This window comes from Streptomyces sp. NPDC040405, assembly GCF_055595765.1.
This window is the reverse complement of sequence record NZ_JBVIVI010000012.1, coordinates 63,970-82,535: the sequence shown is the minus strand read 5'-3', so window position 1 is coordinate 82,535 and position 18,566 is coordinate 63,970. Positions and strand designations below refer to the sequence as shown.

The 18,566-nt window shown below is 71.5% G+C and carries 19 protein-coding genes; 5 read left to right on the top strand and 14 right to left on the bottom strand.

The annotated features are described in order from the left end of the window. Window positions 1–28: 28 nt before the first annotated feature. The 5 genes from ACZ59A_RS36460 to ACZ59A_RS36440 all read right to left on the bottom strand — a co-directional run bounded on the left by ACZ59A_RS36460 (window position 29) and on the right by ACZ59A_RS36440 (window position 5,038). On the bottom strand, window positions 29–511 hold the full coding sequence (locus ACZ59A_RS36460; protein WP_470967860.1) for a peroxiredoxin: 483 nt from the start codon (window positions 509–511) through the stop codon (window positions 29–31). Between the two features lie 75 nt (window positions 512–586). Beyond that, the gene (locus ACZ59A_RS36455) at window positions 587–1,783 is read right to left on the bottom strand and encodes a Gfo/Idh/MocA family protein (protein ID WP_470967857.1); all 1,197 of its coding nucleotides are present in this window, start codon (window positions 1,781–1,783) and stop codon (window positions 587–589) included. An 11-nt stretch (window positions 1,784–1,794) separates the two neighbouring features. After that, complete coding sequence (locus ACZ59A_RS36450) at window positions 1,795–3,171, bottom strand: ABC transporter substrate-binding protein (RefSeq protein ID WP_470967854.1); 1,377 nt, start codon at window positions 3,169–3,171, stop codon at window positions 1,795–1,797. A 9-nt stretch (window positions 3,172–3,180) separates the two neighbouring features. Further along, a complete protein-coding gene (locus ACZ59A_RS36445) occupies window positions 3,181–4,131 on the bottom strand; it encodes a carbohydrate ABC transporter permease (protein WP_470967851.1) in 951 nt (316 codons plus the stop codon). Window positions 4,132–4,141: 10 nt separating this feature from the next. Further along, complete coding sequence (locus ACZ59A_RS36440; protein WP_470967848.1) at window positions 4,142–5,038, bottom strand: carbohydrate ABC transporter permease; 897 nt, start codon at window positions 5,036–5,038, stop codon at window positions 4,142–4,144. A gap of 174 nt (window positions 5,039–5,212) precedes the next feature. Between ACZ59A_RS36440 and ACZ59A_RS36435 the strand changes: the two genes are divergently transcribed. Further along, window positions 5,213–6,382: an ROK family transcriptional regulator gene (locus ACZ59A_RS36435; RefSeq protein WP_470968133.1), complete on the top strand. Its 1,170-nt coding sequence runs from the start codon at window positions 5,213–5,215 to the stop codon at window positions 6,380–6,382. 35 nt (window positions 6,383–6,417) lie between these two features. Here the strand turns inward: ACZ59A_RS36435 and ACZ59A_RS36430 are convergent, their stop codons facing one another. From ACZ59A_RS36430 to ACZ59A_RS36415, 4 genes are all read right to left on the bottom strand, one after another. Next, the gene (locus tag ACZ59A_RS36430; protein WP_470967846.1) at window positions 6,418–6,726 is read right to left on the bottom strand and encodes a hypothetical protein; all 309 of its coding nucleotides are present in this window, start codon (window positions 6,724–6,726) and stop codon (window positions 6,418–6,420) included. A 36-nt stretch (window positions 6,727–6,762) separates the two neighbouring features. Beyond that, window positions 6,763–8,031, bottom strand: coding sequence for an amidase (locus tag ACZ59A_RS36425; protein ID WP_470967843.1), 1,269 nt, complete (start codon window positions 8,029–8,031; stop codon window positions 6,763–6,765). 48 nt (window positions 8,032–8,079) lie between these two features. After that, window positions 8,080–8,925: a glycoside hydrolase family 16 protein gene (locus ACZ59A_RS36420; protein ID WP_470967841.1), complete on the bottom strand. Its 846-nt coding sequence runs from the start codon at window positions 8,923–8,925 to the stop codon at window positions 8,080–8,082. A 216-nt stretch (window positions 8,926–9,141) separates the two neighbouring features. Continuing rightward, complete coding sequence (locus tag ACZ59A_RS36415; RefSeq protein ID WP_470967838.1) at window positions 9,142–9,561, bottom strand: ankyrin repeat domain-containing protein; 420 nt, start codon at window positions 9,559–9,561, stop codon at window positions 9,142–9,144. 211 nt (window positions 9,562–9,772) lie between these two features. On the opposite strand from ACZ59A_RS36415, the gene ACZ59A_RS36410 reads away from it, so the two are divergent. Both ACZ59A_RS36410 and ACZ59A_RS36405 read left to right on the top strand, forming a co-directional pair. Further along, the gene (locus ACZ59A_RS36410; protein WP_039936790.1) at window positions 9,773–9,967 is read left to right on the top strand and encodes a hypothetical protein; all 195 of its coding nucleotides are present in this window, start codon (window positions 9,773–9,775) and stop codon (window positions 9,965–9,967) included. A gap of 1 nt (window position 9,968) precedes the next feature. After that, a complete protein-coding gene (locus ACZ59A_RS36405; protein ID WP_470967835.1) occupies window positions 9,969–11,579 on the top strand; it encodes a hypothetical protein in 1,611 nt (536 codons plus the stop codon). A 28-nt stretch (window positions 11,580–11,607) separates the two neighbouring features. Here the strand turns inward: ACZ59A_RS36405 and ACZ59A_RS36400 are convergent, their stop codons facing one another. Continuing rightward, window positions 11,608–13,167, bottom strand: coding sequence for an SCO1417 family PLP biosynthesis transcription factor (locus ACZ59A_RS36400; protein ID WP_470967832.1), 1,560 nt, complete (start codon window positions 13,165–13,167; stop codon window positions 11,608–11,610). Window positions 13,168–13,244: 77 nt separating this feature from the next. Between ACZ59A_RS36400 and yczE the strand changes: the two genes are divergently transcribed. After that, the gene (gene yczE / locus ACZ59A_RS36395; RefSeq protein WP_470967830.1) at window positions 13,245–13,997 is read left to right on the top strand and encodes a membrane protein YczE; all 753 of its coding nucleotides are present in this window, start codon (window positions 13,245–13,247) and stop codon (window positions 13,995–13,997) included. A gap of 256 nt (window positions 13,998–14,253) precedes the next feature. Then, window positions 14,254–14,631, top strand: coding sequence for an RNA polymerase-binding protein RbpA (locus ACZ59A_RS36390; RefSeq protein WP_009713547.1), 378 nt, complete (start codon window positions 14,254–14,256; stop codon window positions 14,629–14,631). 90 nt (window positions 14,632–14,721) lie between these two features. On the opposite strand, the gene fxsA is transcribed toward ACZ59A_RS36390, so the two are convergent. The 4 genes from fxsA to lnt form a co-directional block, all read right to left on the bottom strand. Then, window positions 14,722–15,333, bottom strand: a complete 612-nt coding sequence (gene fxsA / locus ACZ59A_RS36385) for an FxsA family membrane protein (RefSeq protein ID WP_470967827.1) — start codon at window positions 15,331–15,333, stop codon at window positions 14,722–14,724. A gap of 148 nt (window positions 15,334–15,481) precedes the next feature. Then, a complete protein-coding gene (locus tag ACZ59A_RS36380) occupies window positions 15,482–15,673 on the bottom strand; it encodes a Rho termination factor N-terminal domain-containing protein (protein WP_468046698.1) in 192 nt (63 codons plus the stop codon). Window positions 15,674–15,763: 90 nt separating this feature from the next. Then, the gene (locus ACZ59A_RS36375; RefSeq protein ID WP_050800284.1) at window positions 15,764–16,486 is read right to left on the bottom strand and encodes a polyprenol monophosphomannose synthase; all 723 of its coding nucleotides are present in this window, start codon (window positions 16,484–16,486) and stop codon (window positions 15,764–15,766) included. Window positions 16,487–16,668: 182 nt separating this feature from the next. Beyond that, window positions 16,669–18,399 (bottom strand): apolipoprotein N-acyltransferase, encoded by a 1,731-nt coding sequence (lnt, locus tag ACZ59A_RS36370; RefSeq protein ID WP_470967823.1) that lies wholly within the window; start codon window positions 18,397–18,399, stop codon window positions 16,669–16,671. Window positions 18,400–18,566: the final 167 nt, after the last annotated feature.

Genomic DNA, 18,566 nt, shown 5'->3' with positions numbered 1-18,566 from the left:
ACCCAACACGCCGCCCGTGCAAGTGTTTTCAGTTCTGCGCCGGGTCCCCCGGGGACGCCGCCGCCCGGCGCCGGAGCGCGTCGAGCGCCCGGTCCGCGTGCACCCCCATCCGGAACTCGCTCTTGACGATCTCCAGCACCCGGCGGTCGGTGTCGATCACAAAGGTGACCCGCTTGGTCGGCACGGCCGCGATACCGCGCTTCACCCCGAACCGCTCCCGTACCGTCCCCTCCGGATCCGACAGCAGCGGATAGCCGAAGGAGTACGCACGGGCGAACTCCGCCTGCTTTTCGACCACATCGGCGCTCACACCGACCGGCTGGGCGCCCAGCTCCTTGAACTCCGCCGCGATGTCGCGGAAGTGGCATGCCTGCTTCGTGCAGCCGGGCGTGAAGGCCGCCGGATAGAAGAACAGCACGACCGGGCCGTCCGCGAGCAGCCCGCTCAGGGTACGCGTGGCGCCGCTCTCGTCCGGAAGTTCGAAGTCCTCGACCACATCACCGATGTCCATGAGGATCAAGCTATACGGCCGGACCGCCGCCCCGTGGGGCGATGCCCCCGGCGGTCCGGCTCCTCGTTACGCCGGTTACGCGGGGGCGTCACCGAAGTCCGGTATGTCCAGGCGGACGCCGCCCTGGAGCGCGGACCGGTGGGCGACGATGCCCGGCAGGGTGTAGCGGGCCGCGACCCAGGCGTTCACCGTGGGCAGGGTGCGGGTGTTGACGGCGGTGACGAAGTCGTCGACGAGGAAGTGGTGGCTGCCCTCGTGCCCGTTGGGCAGCTCGGCGAACTCCTTCGGCAGCCCCGAGCGGTCGTGCACGGGCGCGCTGCCCGAGGTGAAGGCGTCCCGCAGCGCGGGGGCGACCTCGGCGAGCGACGGATCGTCGGGCGACAGCGTCGGCGCGGGCTGGAGGTGCGCGGACACGTCCTGCACGCCCTTCTTGTCCTGCCAGAAGCTGACGGTGGCGAGCTGTTCGAGACTGCCCTCGGTGCCGAAGAAGCGGAACCGCGACTCACGGATGTGCGAGGGGTAGCCCACCCGCCGGAACTCGTTGATACGGAACGACCCGCCCCCGGCGGCCTCGAAGAGCGCGGTCGCGTTGGAGAAGTCGTTGTCGAACTGGCTGACCTCCTGGTCGAAGACCCCGTCTCCCCGCTCGTCCCGGACGCCTATCGCGGACACGCTCACCGCGTGCGTCCGCCAGGCGCCCAGCACCCCGCCGACCGAGTGGGTGGGGTAGAGCAGCGGCGGATAGCTCGCGGTGGACTTCCAGTTCTCGCCGCCGCTGTACTGGTACGCCTCGTAGAAGCCGAGGTCCATGTCGTGGACGTAGTCGCCCTCGGCGTAGAAGAGCCGCCCGAAGCCGCCCTCGGTGACCTTCTCCCGGGCGTAGACGGTGGCCGGGTTGTACTGGCTGGTCTCGCCCATCATGTACGTCAGCCCGGTCTCCCGGACGGCCTCGATGATGGCCGCGATCTCCTCCTCGCTGACCGCCATCGGCACGGCGGAGTACACATGCTTTCCGGCGCGCAGGGCCCGGACGACGAGGGGGCCGTGGGTCCAGCGCTGGGTGAACAGCGCGACGGCGTCCACATCGGATTCCAGCATGGCCTCGAACGAGGAGTGGGTCCCGGCCAGCCCGTACTGGGAGACCAGCCGGTCCGCGCGCTCGGGCAGCAGATCGGTGACGGTGACGTCCCCGACGCCCGGGTGGGCCTGGAAGAGCTTGGCGAACTGGCCGGCGAACTGCCCGGCGCCGACGATGCCAAGGGTGAACGGCATGGAGGGCCCTTTCATCGGTCCTGGTCGAAGAGGAAGTTGATCTGCTGGTTGGTGCGGTCGAGCACGCCCGGGACGGAGGCCCCGTTGGCGTAGATGTCCTGCATCGCGGGGGTCATCAGGGCGCTGACGTCGGCGGCGTAGTCGGTGATGGGGAAGGGAAAGGTGGTGCGGTCGGCGACGGGCTTGGTGAAGGCCGTCGTGTCGATGCCGTCCTTCCGGTACGCGGCCACGGCCGCCGCCGTGCCCGCCCGGGTCGCGGGGAAGACGATGCCGTGGTCACCGACCGTCTTCTGGCATGCGTTCGAGGCGAGATAGGCCACCCACTTCTCGGCACCCTCCTTGTTCTTCGCGTGCTTGCTGATGGAGTCGGCGAGGCCGTTCATCATGGTGGCGCGGTGACCCGACGGACCGACAGGGGTCAGAGCGGTACCGACGTCGACTCCCTTCAGCCCGGCGAATGTGGAGATCATCCAGGAGCCGTGCATCGCGAGGGCGGCCTTCTTCGCCCCGAGCTGCACCTCCGGGCCGTTGGATTCGGAGAAGTCCGTGAACGGCGCGAGGTAGCCCTTCTTCGCGAGCCCGAAGTACCAGCGGATGGCGTCCTTGAAGGCGGGCTTGTCGTAGTTGTAGTGATCGCCCCACTGCCGCTTGTCGGTGTAGCGCCAGCCGGCCGAGGCGGCGAAGGCGCTCCACTGGGTCTGGCCGTCCGATTGGCCCGCGTCGTTGGTGGCGAGGCCGTAGGTGCGTACGTGGTTCTTGTCGAAGCCCGGCTCGTCGCCCCGGACCCCGTTCCGGTCGACGGTGAGATGGGCGATCGTCTTCTCGAAGCTGCCGCCGTCCCGGGGGTTCCAGGCGAGCGAGTTGAGCTTCTTGTCCGAGACCCCGGCCGCCTTGGTCATCTTCTTGTTGTAGAAGAAGCCGACGGTGTCCCAGTCCTTCGGGGCGCCGTAGCGATGGCCGTCCTGCCCGATCCACGAGGCGCCGAGACCGGGCTGGTAGTCGGCGTTCTCGATGCCCTTGGTGCCGGGCAGCTCATCGAGCGGGGCGAGCACCCCGAGGTCGGCGAACTGGGCGAATTTGGAGACGTGGTCGGTGAAGACGTCGGGCGCGGTGTCCGCGATGAAGGCGGCCGTGAGCTTGGTCCAGTAGTCGTCCCAGCCCATCTGGGTGATCTTGACGGTGAGCCCGGGGTTCTTCTTCTCGAAGTCCTTGGCGCACGCCTGGTAGGCGGGCAGCTGATTGGCGTCCCAGAGCCAGTAGCTGACGGTCCGCTGCGCGGAGACCGAGGAGGAGCCCTGTGGTGCGCAGCCCGCCACGAGGGTGAGCGCCCCGGCTCCGCCGAGCGCGACCGCGGTACGGAGGGCGCGGAGGGTCCGTGCCGATGTCATCGCTGCCTCCTACTTGATTCCGGTGAAGCCGACGGAGTTGACGATGCGCCGGGCGAAGGCGGCGAACAGAAGGAGCATCGGGAGCGCGGCGACCAGCGTCGCCGACATCAGCCCGGCCCAGTCCACCCCGGTCTGCGGCGACTGGGCGCGGAAGATGCTCAGCGCGACGGTGAGCACCCGGGAGCTGTCGCTGTAGGACACCATGAGCGGCCAGAAGTAGTCGTTCCATGACGTCATATAGGTGAGAACGGCGAGGGTCGCGATCGGCGCTCCCGCCATCGGCAGGATGAGCCGGAAGAAGACCCGGATCTTTCCCGCCCCGTCCAGCAGCGCGGCCTCCTCGATCTCGGCGGGGATGTTCATGAAGAACTGGCGGAGGAAGAAGACGGCGAACGGCGTCATGAACATCGTGGGCAGCGCGATGCCCAGCAGGCTGTCGACCAGGCCGAGCTGCTTGATGAGGACGAAGTTCGGCAGCAGGGTGAAGACGGCGGGCACCATGAGCCCGGCGAGCACCAGCCCGAACACGGTGTCCCGGCCGCGCCAGCGGAGGCGGGCGAAGGCGTAGGCGGCCATGGCGGAGAAGAGGACCTGGCAGCCGGTGATCACGGTGGAGACAAGAATCGAGTTGAGCAGGTAGCGCCAGAAGTCGAGGCTGCCGCCGGAGCCGCCCTGGGCGAGGGCGTCCTTGGTGCTCTGGAGGCCGAAGACCCGGGCGAAGCCGCCCAGGCTGATGTCGACGGGCAGCAGGGAGGAGGGGTGGGCGGCGAGCGCGGTGTTGGTGGACAGCGCGGTCCGCAGGATCCAGTAGAAGGGGAAGAGTGTCACCACCATGACCCCGCCCATGAGGACCCAGGCGACGACGCGGCCGGGCGAGGGCCTGCGGCGCCGCGCCCTGAGCTCGGTCCGGGCGGCGGCCGGGCTGGGGGCACCGAGTTTCGTGGATGTCGCCAATGCCATGACGGGCTCCCTAGCCGAGGTCGGTCTGGCCGGCCTTGGTGAGCCGGTACTGGACGATGGTGATCACGCTGAGGACGACCAGCAGCGCGACGGACATCGCCGAGGCGTAGCCGAACTGGAAGCGCCCGAACGCGGCGCCGTAGATGTAGTACTGCAGCACGTTGGTGGCGTTGGCCGGGCCTCCGGCGGTGGTGACCGCGACGGTGTCGAACACCTGGAACGACCCGATGACGGTCATGATGAGCACGAGCGCGAGGATCGGCCGCAGCAGCGGTAGCGAGATCCGCCAGAACATCCGCCACTCCCCCGCCCCGTCGATCCGCCCCGCCTCGTACATGTCCTTGGGGATCGCCTGGAGCCCGGCGAAGAGCAGCAGGGCCGTGTAGCCCACATGCCGCCAGACGTTGACGAGCGCGATGGTGGGGATCGCCCACTCCTGGCTCCCGAAGAAGGCGATGTGGCCGAGGCCGAGGGCGCCGAGGAGCTGGTTGCCGATGCCGAGCTGGGTGTCGAGCATCCACAGGAAGACGATGCCGGTGACGACGTTCGAGACCAGGTACGGGGTGAGCACGATGCCGCGCACCAGCGCCGACTGGGTCAGCCGCTGCATCAGGACGGCGATGAGCAGGGCGACGACGGTCTGCACGCCGATGTTCATGACCACGTAGATGACGGTGACGCGCAACGAGTCCCAGAAGATCGGGTCGTTGACCATGCGCGCGTAGTTGTCCAGGCCCACCCACTCGGGCGGGGTCAGCAGGTTGAAGCGGGTGAAGCTCAGATAGATGCCGCGCAGGGTGGGCCAGAGGAGGAAGACGAGGAACCCGAAGAGGGCGGGTGCGATGAATACCGCCGCGAGCAGCCCGTCGCCGCGGGCGCCCTCGCGTTGGGGCGAGGCGATGGCCATAAGACTCCCTTGTCCATGACGTGGTCCATGGCCGATTAGTTTCGTGACGAAAAAATAGAGCTGTCAAGACCTGTGCATAAGTCGCTGTGGCCCGATTGTCCACAGCCCGCACCCCCGACATTGTTTTCGTAGAGAAACATATATAGGCTCCGGGATGTGGATGAAGACGGCTCGATGAGTGCGCTGGCGGCCAGTTGGGCACCGCTGAGTCCCGCCGAGCGGGCGGTGGCGATCGAGGTGCTGATGCACGGACCGCTCTCCCGGGGCGAGATCGCCAGGCGGCTGGATCTTTCGGCGGGCAGCCTCACCCGGCTGACCAAACCGCTGATCGAGTCCGGGCTGCTGGTCGAGGAGGCGTGGCCGTCCTCGGCCCGCCCGGTCAGGCCCAACGGGCAGGGGCGCCCCTCCCAGCCGCTGGACATCGTGGCCGAGTCCCGCTATTTCGCCGGGTTCAAGATCACCGGCGATGCGGTCTACGGGGTGGTCACCACGCTCAAGAGCGAGGTCGTGGCCCAGCGGACCCGTCCGCTCGGCACCCATGACCCCGAGGAGATCGTGGATCTCCTGCATGCGCTCGTCCAGGACTTCAGCGGCGACTTTCCCCGGCTGGCCGGGATCGGCGTCGGCGTGGGCGGCCATGTCCGGGGCCGGTCCACCGTCGTCGACTCCGCCTTCCTGGGCTGGGACGACGTGCCGTTCGCCGAGCTGCTGGAGCGGCGCACCGGGCTGCCGGTGGTGGTGGAGAACGATGTGGTGGCCCTCACCGAGGCCGAGACCTGGTTCGGCGCGGGGCGCGGGCTGGACCGCTTCGTCGTGCTCACGATCGGCGCGGGCATCGGATACGGCCTGGTCATCGGCGGCACCCTGGTCCGCGGCGCGGAGGACGGCCACGGCCTCGGGAAGCGCTGGATCATCGATCCGAACGGCCCCCTCACCCCGGACGGGGAGCGCGGCAGCGCGGTCGCCCTGCTGTCCATCCCCAGCATCCGCTACCAGGTGCAGGCCGCGCTGGGCCGCGAGATCGACTATCCCGGCATCCTCGCCATGGCGGCGTCCGGCGATCCGGTCACGGGCCGGGTGATCGAGGAGGCGGCGCGGGGGCTGGGCATCCTGGTGGCGCAGATCGCCAACTTCGCGATGCCGCAGAAGATCCTGCTCGCCGGGGAGGGGGTCGGCCTGGTCGACGTGGCGGGCGGGACCATCCAGCGGGCCATCGCCGCCCATCGCCATCCGCTGGCGGATCCGGTCGACCTGGAGACCAAGGTCTCCGACTTCAACGACTGGGCGCGGGGGGCCGCGGTGCTGGCCATCCAGGTCCTCGTCCTCGGCAAGACGGACGGCTAGTCAGCGAGGGCCCGGCAGCGGGGGCAGCGGGGCTCTCAGTAGCGCAAGCGGGCCGTGTGACCGTCGATCCGCAGGATGCACTCCGTGAACAGCGCCATCGAGGGGCTGCCGTCCGCGGGGACCAGCCGCAGTTCGAGGTCCATGATGGATCTGATGACCTGGGCGGTACGGCTGCCGTCGGGGTCGGGGCCGCGCAGCGCCGACCACGACTCGAACTTGTCCCGGGCGGTCTCCCACGCCGGGCCGGGCGTGAAGTGGCACAGGAATACCGGCTGGTCGACTCCGTACTGCCGTAACTCGCCGACCGTGGCCTCACCCTGCATAAGCCACCACGTGGCAGACATCGCGCCCCCAACTCGGTACATGGGACTGGATACCGATCATACGGGTGCGGAAGGGCCGCCGAGGACCAACTCGATTCCGGGGCCCCAGCGCAGCAGCCGCTCGTCCGCCCCCGGCCTGGCCGCGCACTGCATGCCCAGCGGGAGCGAGTTGCCCGCCCGGCCCGCGGGCAGGCCGAGGACCGGCACTCCGGCGACGCTCCAGGGCAGGGACATGACCGAGTCACCGGTGGAGGCCAGGCCGCGCGGCGCCGGGCCCGTGGCGCCCGGGGCGATCCACAGGTCGATGCCCTCCTCGTCCATCGCCGCCAGCAGCCGGTCCCGGAACCGGTCGCGGCCGCGCAGGGCCGACGCGTACGCCTCGTGGCCGATCTGCTGCCCCCGCCGGATCTTCGTGGCGGTCTGCTCCCGGTACAGCTCGCCGTAGCGCGGGAACCACCCGGCATGGCTGCGGGCGACCTCGTAACGGTCGATCACCCGCTGGTGGGCGACCAGGGCGTCGAAGTCGGCCGGGAAGGGGATCCGGCGCACCGGGAATCCGGCGTCGGCCAGCCGCCGCGCCTGCTCCTCGAAGGCGTGCGCCGCCTCCGCCTCCGCCCGGTCGAGATACGGGCCGGTCGGCACGGCGAGCGACGGCCGGCGCTCCTCCCCCGGGCCCCCGCCGTCCGCCCCCGGCCGCCAGTCGTCGCACAGCACGGCCGCCGCCGCGCTCAGCCCGGCGGTGTCCGGGGCGAAGAGGCCCACCGTGTCGAAGGTCGGCGCGTTGGGGATGACGCCGTCGGACGGGATGCGGCCGTGGGTCGGCTTGAAGCCGACGACCCCGCAGTACGCGGCCGGGCGGATCATCGAGCCGATCGTCTGCGTGCCGAGGGCGAGCGGCACCATGCCCGCGGCGACGGCCGCCGCCGAACCGCTGCTGGAGCCGCCGGGGGTGTGGTCCACATCGTGCGGATTACGGGTCGGGCCGGGCGCGGTGACGGCGAACTCGGCGGTGACGGTCTTGCCCGCCACCAGCGCGCCCGCCGACCGCAGCCGGTCGATCAGCGACGCCTGTGGTCCGGCCAGCGCCTCGGCGGGGACGGCCGAACCGGCGCGCGTGGGCAGCCCGTCGACGTGCACGATGTCCTTGACGCCCACCGGCACCCCGTACAGCGGCGGCCGGTCGGCGGGATCGGGCCACCGCTCGGCCGCCGACCGCGCCTCGCGCGCCAGGCGCTCGCGACGGCCGGGCTCGGGGACGAAGGCCCGTATGCGGCCGTCGGCGGCCTCGATCCGGTCACAGGTCTCCATGAAGGGCATGGTCTCCATGGGCGACAAGGTTACGGCCGCCCGGGGACACCGCCCGGGGACAGGGCGTCAGTTGCCGCCCGTCACCTTCACGTAGTCGACCACCAGCTGCTGCGGGAAGGTGGTGCCGCCGTCCGGGTCGCCGGGCCAGTAGCCGCCGACCGCGAGGTTGAGGATGAGATAGAAGGGGTGGTCGAAGGCCCAGCGGTTGCCGTTCAGATCGGCGGGGGTGCGGGTCTGGTAGACGTTGCCGTCCACCGACCATGTGATCTTGTTGGGCGACCAGTCGACGGCGAACGTGTGGAACGCGTCGGCGAACTTCGCCCCGCCCGGCAGGGTGTACCCGGCGCCGATGCCGCCCGAGCCGGAGTAGCCGGGGCCGTGGATCGTGCCATGGACGGTGCTCGGCTCGTAGCCGACGTTCTCCATGACGTCGATCTCACCGCAGTTGGGCCAGCCCGCGCTGCCGATGTCGTTGCCGAGCATCCAGAACGCGGGCCACATGCCCTGGCCGCGCGGGAGTTTCATGCGGGACTCGACATGGCCGTAGGCGGTGGTGAAGGTACGGGCGGTGGAGAGGCGGGCGGAGGTGTACTCGCAGCGGCCGTACCAGCAGGAGTAGTTGGCGGGGTTCTCCTTGCGGGCGGTGATGACGAGGTTGCCCTGACCGTCGAGCGCGGCGTTCTTGGTGCCGTCCGTGTAGTACTGCCGCTCATGGTTGTTGACGTTGTCGCCGGTCTCGTAACCCCATTTGCCCGCGTCGACCGCGCCGCCCGCCGGGCCGTCGAAGTTGTCGGTGAAAGCGGCGGTGGGGGCGGGTGGTCCGGCCGCGGCCGGGGCGGTGAACCACGGGGTGGCGGCGAGCGCGGTTGCCGAGAGCAGGCCGACCAGGGTGGTGCGCAGCGTCCTTCGCATGGCGCCGATTGCCTTCCTGTGTGTGGGGGGTCCCGGAACCGGCGCGAGGGCCGGTTCCGGGAGGGAAGGTGCGCGCATAATCTCCAGCGCTGCGCTGCTCATGTCAACAGGTCTGGACCAACCCCCTTCGATCTACAGGCAGGATCGGCCCGGCCCGGAACCACGAGCCCTGAACCACGAGCCCGGACCCACGAGCCCGGAGCCACGAGTCCGGAACTACGCGTCCGCGGGCCCGAACAGCGCGAGCAGGTCCTCCCGCCCGAACATGCGCGCCGTGTCGACCGCCGAAGGCGAGCCCGCGCGCGGGTCGGCACCGGCGGCCAGCAGGACCCGCAGCACCTCCTCCTCCCCCTTGAAGGCCGCCCCGGCGATGGGGGTCTGCCCCCGCTCGTTGACGCGGTTGGGGTCGGCACCCCGCTCCAGCAGGGCGGATACGGCCGCGGCATGGCCGTGGTAGGCGGCCAGGATGAGCAGCGAATCCCCCTTGTCGTTGGTGAGGTTGGCCGGGACGCCCGCGTCCACATAGGCGGCGAGGGTGTCGGTGTCGCCGTGCCGGGCCAGGTCGAAGACCTTGGCCGCCAGTTGCAGCACCTCCGGGTCGTGAGCGGGCTCGCTCTCGGGGTTCGGTGCGCTCATCGCGTATCGCCTCCGGCTTCGCTAGCTGTGCGTTCACTGCCTGTGCATGCCGCTACCCGCACACGCGCCACCTGTGCATGTGATCACCGGCACGTGACCATTGTGGCGCTTGCGCTGCCAATCTCCCCATTTGCACCTTTCCTCGGATGGATACATGCTGTGACCCTGGAATGACTCATGGTGAGCGTCCCCCACCAGCCAGGAGACCGAGATGATCCTGTCCATTTCCGGTGTCGTCCTGCTCGGCATCGTCGTCTTCATCTTCTTCCGCAAAGACGGCCTCAAGGCATCCCACGGCGTCGTATGCGCCCTGTTCGGCTTCTACCTCGCGAGCACCGCCATCGCCCCGAGCATCAAGGCCGGCGGGGCGAGCCTCGCCAGTCTGCTGGGCGGGATCAAGATCTGACGTGGGCCTGCCACCGCTCCCCCGGCTCCGCATCGGCGGCGCCGGGCGCGCCCCGTTCCGCCGCGGCCGCGAGTTCGCCCGCACCGCGGCCGACAGCGCCGCCGACGTGCTCCACCCGCTGTTCGCCCTCTCCCGCGGGCTGCGGGTGCTCGCCGCGGGCGGGCGGCGCCGGTGGGCCGAGCTTCCGGGCGAACAGCGGGGGCCCGCGTTCTTCGTCGCGGCCGCCTGCGTGTTCGTCGTCTTCCTGCTGCCGTACGGGCCGCTGGCCTCCGCGATCGGCCTGCTCGGCGCCGCGGGCTGGGCCGGACGGGTGCGCGCCCCCGCCTCCCCCGGGCCCGGCGCCGACGGGATCGAGCGGCTGCGCCTGATCTACGAGGCGCTGGTGCCGTACTTCGCCGCCGCCGAGGACCCGGACCCGCTCTACAGCCACGGCGGCGAGTGGTCGCGCCCCTTCGAGTCGTTCGACTTCGACGAGGACGGCCGGCTGACCCGGCTGCTGCTGCGGTACCCCGCGTACTTCACGGACGGCGAGGCCGAGCCCCGGGCCCGCATCGAACAGGTGCTGTACGCGAAGTCCGGGCGCGACCGGGAGTACCTGTTCACCTGGGACGAGGAGGCGAACCGGCTCACCCTGGCGGTGCTGCCCGCCCTGTCCACCGCGATCTGCGCCCAGCGCTTCGTGACCGCGCCGGGCGAGACGGTGCTCGGCTTCACGGACGCGTCGTCCGTGCGGCGGACCCTGCCGGTACTGGAGGGCATCGACGACGAGACGGCGCAGGACCCGGACGGCTCCGACGCGGACGATACGGCCGACGCGGCGACGACCCGGGACGTGCCGCCCGTCGTCTGGCGCACCGGTCCGCGCTCCACCGAACCGCATCTGCTGGTGCTCGGCCGCCCCGGCAGCGGCACCACCACGCTGCTCCGCTCCATCCTGCTGCAGGCGCTGCCGCACGGCGATGTGCTGGTGGTGGACGGCAGCGGATCCGGCGAATACGCGTGCCTCGGCGGCCGGTCCGGGGTGCTGGCCGTCGAATGCGGGCTCGCCGGGGTGCTGGCGACGCTGGAGTGGGCCGGACACGAGACCGAGCGGCGGCTGCTCGCCGCCAACCGCGCCCGCCAGTTCGGCCACCCGCCGCCGGAGGACGTCCAGCGCCCGCTGTGGATCGTGCTGGACCGGCCGTCGGCGCTCAGCCATGTGGCGGCGGCGGACGGCCGTACGGATCCGCAGGAGCTGCTCCAGGTGCCGTTGCGGCACGGGCGGGCGGCGAACGTACGGGTCGTGGTGGCCGATCAGCTCGACGCGACGGAGGCCCTGAGCGAGGCCGTACGGTTCCACACCCGCGCCCGGGTGGTCCTCGGCCCGGCCTCACTCGAACAGACCACCGCCGCGCTGGGCGCCCCACCGCCCACCACTCCGGTGCCGGAGGTACCGGCGGGCCGCGGGTACGCCCGGCTCGGCGCGGGCCCGGTGCACCGGCTCCAGGTACCGGCCACGCCCGATCCGTACGACGACGCGACGAGCGAGGGACAGCGGCGGGCGGTGCTGCGGCTGCTGCCGGGGCCGGAGGCGGGCTCCCCGGACGAGCGGATGGTGGCCACGAAGGGGTGACCGCGCCCGGGCTCCGCGGCGTTCGGCGTCAGGCCACCCAGGTGCGGGGCGTCTCCGCCTCCGTCGTGGCGCCCGTCGCCACCAGGTCCGCGGCGGCCGCCAGCCGCTCGGCGGCCTTGTCGGCGACCGCGCCGCCCACCGTGAAGGGGAGCCGGACGTAGCCCTCGAAGGCGCCGTCCACGCCGAAGCGCGGGCCCGAGGGGACGCGGACGCCCAGCCGGGCGCCCGCCTCCGCGATGCGGGACCCGGAGAGGCCGCCGGTGCGGGCCCAGAGGGTGAGGCCGCCGTGCGGGACGGTGAACTCCCAGTCGGGGAGGTGGCGTCGTACGGCGGCCACGAGCGCGTCCCGGTTGTCGCGCGCCAGGGCGCGGCGGATCCCGATGGCCTCCTCCCAGCCGCCGGTGTTCAGCAGCCAGGCGACGGCGAGCTGTTCGATGACCGGCGTGCCCAGGTCGGCGTAGGCGCGGGCGGCGACCAGGCTGCGGACGACCTCGGGCGCGGCCCGGACCCAGCCGATGCGCAGCCCGGCCCAGAACGACTTGCTCGCGGAGCCGACGGTGACGACGGTGCTGCCCGCCGGGTCGAACGCGGAGACCGGCCGGGGCATCTCGATGTCGTCGTCCAGCCGCAGCTCGGACATGGTCTCGTCGGCGATCAGGACGGTACCGGCCGCGCGGGCGGCGTCCACGAGGCCGCGGCGCTGCTCCTCGGTGGCGAGCGCGCCGGTGGGGTTGTGGAAGTCCGCGACCACGTAGGCCATGCGCGGCGCGGCGGCACCGAGGACCTGGCACCAGGCGGGGATGTCCCAGCCCGCGAGCCGGTCGGCCATCGCGACGGGCACCAGCCGGGCGCCCGCTTCCCGCATCAGCTGGAGCACATTGGCGTAGCTGGGCGATTCGACGGCGACCCGCTCACCCGGACGGACCATGAGCCGACAGGTGGCGGCGACGGCGCCCATGGCACCGGTGGTCACCATGATCTGTTCGGGCATGGTCGGTACGCCGCGGGCGGTGTAGCGGTCAGCCAGGGCCTGGCGCAGGGCGGGCAGGCCCGCGGGGTAGTCGCCGTGGGTGTGGGCGTACGGCGGCAGCTCCTCCAGGGCGCCGCGGGTCGCGCGGGTCAGCCAGGGTTCGGGGGCGGGGAGCGCGGCGCAGCCGAGGTCGATGACGGAGGCGGCGGTCTCCGGGGGCAGCGGGTCGAGTCCGCGGGTGGGCAGCGGGCTCCCGGCGGGCATCGCGGTCCAGCTGCCCGCGCCGCGCCGCGACTCCAGGAACCCCTCGCCGCGCAGCGCCTCGTAGGCGGCGGCGACGGTGGTGCGGCTGACGGCGAGCGCCGCGGCGAGTTCGCGCTCGGCGGGGAGGCGGGCGGCGACCGGAACCCGGCCCTCCAGCAGGAGCAGCCGTACGCCGTCGGCGAGCGCGCGGTAGGCGGGGACGCGGCGGCCGCCGTTGAGCGACGTGGCGGGGCTCGCGGCCGGGCCGTCGGCCGGGCTCGGCACCGTCGCGTCGCCCCGGGAGTCGCGGGTGTGCTGGTTGCCGAGCAGGCGGGCCAGTTGAGGTGCCCCCACCGCGGAGGTCCACGGACTCATCGGATGCGGTCCACCTTTCCCGGATTGGCCATGGAACTGGACTGGTTCCAGGCATCAGAGTGGCATGTCATCGGCCAATGGCACCAGTCCACGCCGAACTGGCCACCCACCACCAGGAGTACACGTTGTCCAAGGAACCCTCGGGGGGATCCCGGCTCGCCCGTCGTCTCGTCCAGCTCTACGGAGGGCTCGTGCTGTACGGCGTGGGCATGGGGCTCCAGGTGCGCGCCGCGCTCGGGCTCGATCCGTGGGACGTGTTCCACCAGGGGATCGCCAAGCGCACCTCGCTGTCGTTCGGCACGGTGACGATGATCGTCGGGGCCGCCGTGCTCCTGCTGTGGATTCCGCTGCGGCAGCGGCCGGGGCTCGGCACGGTGTCGAACGTGATGGTGATCGGAGTCACAGTGGACGCCACCCTGTGGCTCGTGCCGCAGCCGGACGCGCTGGCGCTGCGCGCTCCTCTGCTGCTGGTCTCGATCGTGGTGGGCGGCGCGGCCACCGGCCTCTACATCTCGGCGCGGTTCGGGCCGGGGCCGCGGGACGGCCTGATGACGGGGCTGCATCAGCGCACCGGCCGGTCGGTCCGGCTGGTGCGGACCGGGATCGAGGTGGCCGTGCTGGCCACGGGATTCGCGCTGGGCGGCTCGGTGGGGGTGGGCACGGTACTGTACGCGCTGGCCATCGGGCCGCTTTCGCAATACTTCCTGACCCTGTTCGCGATACCCTCAGCCACCGGCGACGAGGCCGGCGGCGCTCCCGGCGCGACGACGGAGAGTTCACCGGTGGTGGCGCAGGGCGGTCCACGGAGTCCGGTCCGTGACCTGATTTAGCCCTCGCACACGTGGAGCGGTAGTGTACGCCTTTGGCCCACCAGGCGGACCGTTACTGCGCGCTGAAGCATGAGAAACGCTGGGTGACATCTGCTGCCAGATGTGACAAACCGGGCGCCTGTGGGTACAACAACGGGGCGGCACGACGGGCGACGCATGTCCCAGAACGGGAATCTTCACCGCCGACCGGACGTTGACCGGATGACGACGACAGCGACACCTGTCCTGTGGGCGAGAAGCCCGGGAGGCACGATTCATGAGTGAGCGAGCTCTTCGCGGCACGCGACTCGTGGTGACCAGCTACGAGACCGACCGCGGCATCGATCTGGCCCCGCGCCAGGCGGTGGAGTACGCATGCCAGAACGGACATCGATTCGAGATGCCGTTCTCGGTAGAGGCGGAGATCCCGCCGGAGTGGGAGTGCAAGGCGTGCGGCGCCATGGCACTCCTGGTGGACGGCGAGGGTCCTGAGGAGAAGAAGGGCAAGCCCGCGCGAACGCACTGGGACATGCTCATGGAGCGGCGCACCCGTGAAGAGCTGGAGGAGGTGCTGGCCGAACGGCTGGCGATCCTGCGCTCGGGCGCCATGAACATCGCCGTGCATCCGCGCGACACGAGCCGCAAGTCTGCCTGATCCGCACGGCAGCACTGACGCACAACTGATGTACAAGGGCCGGGGCCACTGCTGAGCAGTGGCCCCGGCCCTTGTACGCGGTGTGCCCGCTCAGTCCTTGTCGTCCCGGACGATCTCGTTCCGGCCCTCGTCGCCCCGGCCCTCGTCGTCCCGGACCACCTCGCCCTGGATGACCTCGCCGTCCCGCGAGCCCTCGCCCGGCCCCGGCCGCCCGGCCCGGCCGCCGTATCCGCCCTGTCCGCCCTGGCGGAACGGGTCGCCCAGGGCGCCCGGCATGTAGCCCATCCGGCGCGACAGCGCCGCCTCGGCGCGCCGCCGCAGCAGCGCCGCCGTCGGCGGGAACAGGCACAGCAGCGCGGCCACGTCCGAGAGCAGCCCCGGGATCATCAGCAGCAGCCCGCCGAGCATGGTGAACGAGTTGCCGGTGCGCCCGGGCTGCTCGGCGGGCTCGGCGCCCGGCTGCATGGTCCGGGCCAGGTTCTGCCAGGCCCGGCGCCCCGCCCGCTTGACGACGGCCGCGCCGCCGACCGCGCCCGCGATCAGCAGCAGGAAGACGGTGAGCCCCCCGGCCGCCCCCGCGACCAGGGTGAGCAGCCAGATCTCCAGCACCAGCCAGGCGGCGATGCCCAGCGGTACGAAGGTGCGGGCACGTGAACCCTTCGGGCGGGTCGGGTCGCTCTGCTGGGATGCGCCGGTCGTCATGTCTCCCAGTGTGCCCGGGCCCGAGCGGCGCACGGACCCCGGGTCGTGGATCCGGCCTCGCCGGGAAGGCCGCAGGGCGGACGCACGGCGTCCGCCCCGGGATCCGCTAGCGGATCGTGTCGGCGTCTGGGATGTGGATGTCTCGGCGTCAGCGGTTACGGCGCAGAGCGGAGATCAGCTGACTCTTCGACATCTGCGACCTGCCCTCGATGCCGGCCTTCTGGGCCTGGCGGTACAGGTCCTCCTTGGTGCGCGCCTCCATGCTGCCGGACTTCGCACCCTTGGGGGCCATCGTCCTGCGCTGTGCGCTCTTGCTGCTCTTCATGGTCGTCTTGGGCATGTTCCGCCTCCTTCCGCCTTCAGTGTCCGGCAGGTGGCTAAGGGACGCCCGTGGGACTACTCCGAGCGCGCACGGCCCCAGGAGGAGGGCCTACGGCTCCTTGCGCCCCAGCAGCTTGTTCACCCGGGAGCCCACGCCCCAGGACATGACGCGCCAGGCCGCCTCGGTGACGATGTCCCGGCTCATCTTGCTCTCCCCGCGCTCGCGCTCGATGAACGTGACGGGGACCTCGATGACGTGGAAGCCCGCCTTGACGGCGCGCCAGGCCAGGTCGATCTGGAAGCAGTAGCCCTGGGAGGCGACGGCCTCCATGCCGAGCCCTTCCAGCGTCTCCTTGCGGAAGGCCCGGTAACCCGCCGTCATGTCGCGGATCGGCACGTCGAGCATGAGCCGGGAGTACGTGCTGCCGCCCCGGGAGATGAACTCGCGGGACTTGGGCCAGTTGACGATGCGTCCACCCGGCACCCAGCGCGAGCCGATCACCAGGTCCGCGCCCTTGAGCGCGGTGAGCAGCCGGGGCAGTTCCTCGGGCTGGTGCGAGCCGTCCGCGTCCATCTCCACCAGGACGCCGTAGCCGTGCTCGATGCCCCAGCGGAAGCCCGCCAGATAGGCGGCGCCCAGGCCCTCCTTGCCCTTGCGGTGCAGGACCTTGACGTGGTCGTCCTCCACCGCCAGCTCGTCGGCGACCTTGCCGGTGCCGTCCGGGCTGTTGTCGTCGGCGACGAGGATGTGGGCGTCCGGCACGGACTCCCGGACCCGGGCGACGATCGGCGCGATGTTCTCCGCCTCGTTATAGGTCGGAATGATCACCAGGACGGTGCCGAGCGGACCGTACTTCCGCCGTCCGCCGTCGTCCTGGCCGGTGCGGCGCGGCTCCGGACCCCCGTCTTCGGTGCCGGGCCCCTCGGCCTCGGTGCGCGGCTGGTCGGCCTCGGTGGCCGGCTCCTCGGCCTCGCTCCGGCGCGGCTGGTCGGCCTCGCGTGCGTCGCTCACGGCTACTGCCCCTTCTTGTCCGTACGTCCCCGACGGCCGATCATGATCGCGGCCGCGCAGGACAGAACGCCCACCATAGCGAGCACCCACTCCGGGGTCGCACCGACGCGGTCGGCGAGGGTCGTGCCGTCACGCAACGGGATGCGCGCGGTGAGCACATCTTGCGTGAATTCTTTCGTCCGCTGCTCGATCGTGCCATCCGGCGCGACGACCGCGCTGATCCCGCTGGTGGCCGCGGTGATCACCGGTCGGCCGTGCTCGATGGCCCGCAGCCGGGACATGACCAGCTGCTGTTCGGGCTGGCCGCTCTCGCCGTAGGTGGCGTTGTTGGTCTGGACGACGATCGCGCGGGCGCCCGCGTTGACCGTGTCGCGCACGATCTCGTCGTACGCGACCTCGAAGCAGATCACATCGCCCAGCCGGGCCGGGCCGACCTGCAGCAGCCCGGTGTGGTCGCCGGGGTAGAAGTCGCGGGGGATGCGCTGCAGCCGGGTGATGACCTTGCTCAGTTCCTTGCGGAACGGCACGTACTCGCCGAACGGCACCGGGTGCTGCTTGGTGTACTGCGCGCCGGGGCCGTCCTTGGGGTCCCAGACGATGCCCTCGTTGAACACGTACCCCGGCTTGGAGGGGTGGTCGACCAGGGCGCCGACCAGCACCGGTACGCCGATGGCCCGCACCGCCTCGTCGATCCGGGCGTAGGCCTCCCGGTACTGGAAGGGGTCCAGGTCCGAGGAGTTCTCCGGCCATATGACGAGGTCGGGCTTCTTGATCCGGCCGGCCTTGACGTCCTTGGCCAGGTCGAGCGTGGCGTTCACATGGTTGTTGAGGATCTTCATGGGGCGGCCCAGGAAGTCCATGCCCGCCTGCTGCACATTGCCCTGCACGACGGCGACGTCCACGCTGTCGTCCGCGCGTGTCGGGATCGGCACCGCGTATCCGGCCGCGGTCACGGCGGCCGCGACGATGACGGCGCCGGCGGCGGGCAGCGCGCCCCGCGCCGAGAGCCGCCCGGCCGCCCGCAGCCGCCACAGGGCGAGCGCGGCGGAGGCCAGCAGTCCGCCGGTCAGCGCGACGCCGAAGGTGACCAGCGGGGCGCCGCCGAGCGCGGCGAGCAGGGTGAACGGCGACCCGGTGTTGGCGAAGGCCAGCCGCCCCCAGGGGAAGCCGCCGAACGGCACCCGGTCCCGGGCCAGCTCCTCGGCGACCCACAGACAGGCCGTCCACAGCGGCCACAGGGACGGCACCGGCAGCCGGGAGACCAGCGCGAACCCGGCGCCCATCAGCACCAGGAAGAGCGATTCGATGACGGACAGGCCGATGACCGCGTCCCAGCCGATCACGCTCAGCCACTTCAGCAGCAGCACGAAGAACGGCAGCCCGAACGCGAACCCCGTCCAGGCGCCCTGGCGGGCGGTGCGGCCGTAGGTGAGCAGGCTCAGGGCCGCCACGGCCAGCAGGGACAGCGGCCAGACCCCGAACGGCGGGAAGGCGAACCCGAGCGCGAGCCCGGCGACGGCCGCGAGCGCGCTGCGCCCCGCCTCGCGGCGGGCGAGGGCGCCCAGGCGGCGCCACCGGCCGGGGCGGTCCCCAGGGGGCGTGGACGCCTCCGCAGCTGCGTCGCCCGGGTCGTCCGTACGGGGTGCGGCGGCAGGCGTCCGCGGCCCGTCCGGTCGTTCTTCGGCCGGGCCGGACGAGGCGGCTTCGGCGGTGGTGTCGGAACCCGAGGGCACGGTGCGGCCTTCCTGCAAATCAAGCTGTGATGAGGTGACCGTATAACGCGGGCGCGCGGCTGTGTCCCCGAGGTGCGGAACGCAGGGAAGAAGACCGGGGTTCCCTGTGCGGACCTGTCCGGATCGGTTCCGGATTTCGGCGGATGCCGCCCCCTCGCGGGGGGCGG

Excerpts from the sequence above, each read along its gene's own strand:
- ACZ59A_RS36430 (WP_470967846.1), bottom strand. The coding sequence starts at position 6,726 with ATGTCTGCCACGTGGTGGCTTATGCAGGGTGAGGCCACGGTCGGCGAG.
- ACZ59A_RS36445 (WP_470967851.1), bottom strand. The coding sequence starts at position 4,131 with ATGGCATTGGCGACATCCACGAAACTCGGTGCCCCCAGCCCGGCCGCC.
- ACZ59A_RS36460 (WP_470967860.1), bottom strand. The coding sequence starts at position 511 with ATGGACATCGGTGATGTGGTCGAGGACTTCGAACTTCCGGACGAGAGC.
- yczE (WP_470967830.1), top strand. The coding sequence starts at position 13,245 with ATGGCACCAGTCCACGCCGAACTGGCCACCCACCACCAGGAGTACACG.
- ACZ59A_RS36410 (WP_039936790.1), top strand. The coding sequence starts at position 9,773 with ATGATCCTGTCCATTTCCGGTGTCGTCCTGCTCGGCATCGTCGTCTTC.
- ACZ59A_RS36455 (WP_470967857.1), bottom strand. The coding sequence starts at position 1,783 with ATGCCGTTCACCCTTGGCATCGTCGGCGCCGGGCAGTTCGCCGGCCAG.
- fxsA (WP_470967827.1), bottom strand. The coding sequence starts at position 15,333 with ATGACGACCGGCGCATCCCAGCAGAGCGACCCGACCCGCCCGAAGGGT.
- ACZ59A_RS36450 (WP_470967854.1), bottom strand. The coding sequence starts at position 3,171 with ATGACATCGGCACGGACCCTCCGCGCCCTCCGTACCGCGGTCGCGCTC.
- ACZ59A_RS36435 (WP_470968133.1), top strand. The coding sequence starts at position 5,213 with ATGAGTGCGCTGGCGGCCAGTTGGGCACCGCTGAGTCCCGCCGAGCGG.
- ACZ59A_RS36425 (WP_470967843.1), bottom strand. The coding sequence starts at position 8,031 with ATGGAGACCATGCCCTTCATGGAGACCTGTGACCGGATCGAGGCCGCC.
- ACZ59A_RS36440 (WP_470967848.1), bottom strand. The coding sequence starts at position 5,038 with ATGGCCATCGCCTCGCCCCAACGCGAGGGCGCCCGCGGCGACGGGCTG.
- ACZ59A_RS36400 (WP_470967832.1), bottom strand. The coding sequence starts at position 13,167 with ATGAGTCCGTGGACCTCCGCGGTGGGGGCACCTCAACTGGCCCGCCTG.
- ACZ59A_RS36420 (WP_470967841.1), bottom strand. The coding sequence starts at position 8,925 with ATGCGAAGGACGCTGCGCACCACCCTGGTCGGCCTGCTCTCGGCAACC.
- ACZ59A_RS36415 (WP_470967838.1), bottom strand. The coding sequence starts at position 9,561 with ATGAGCGCACCGAACCCCGAGAGCGAGCCCGCTCACGACCCGGAGGTG.
- ACZ59A_RS36390 (WP_009713547.1), top strand. The coding sequence starts at position 14,254 with ATGAGTGAGCGAGCTCTTCGCGGCACGCGACTCGTGGTGACCAGCTAC.
- ACZ59A_RS36380 (WP_468046698.1), bottom strand. The coding sequence starts at position 15,673 with ATGCCCAAGACGACCATGAAGAGCAGCAAGAGCGCACAGCGCAGGACG.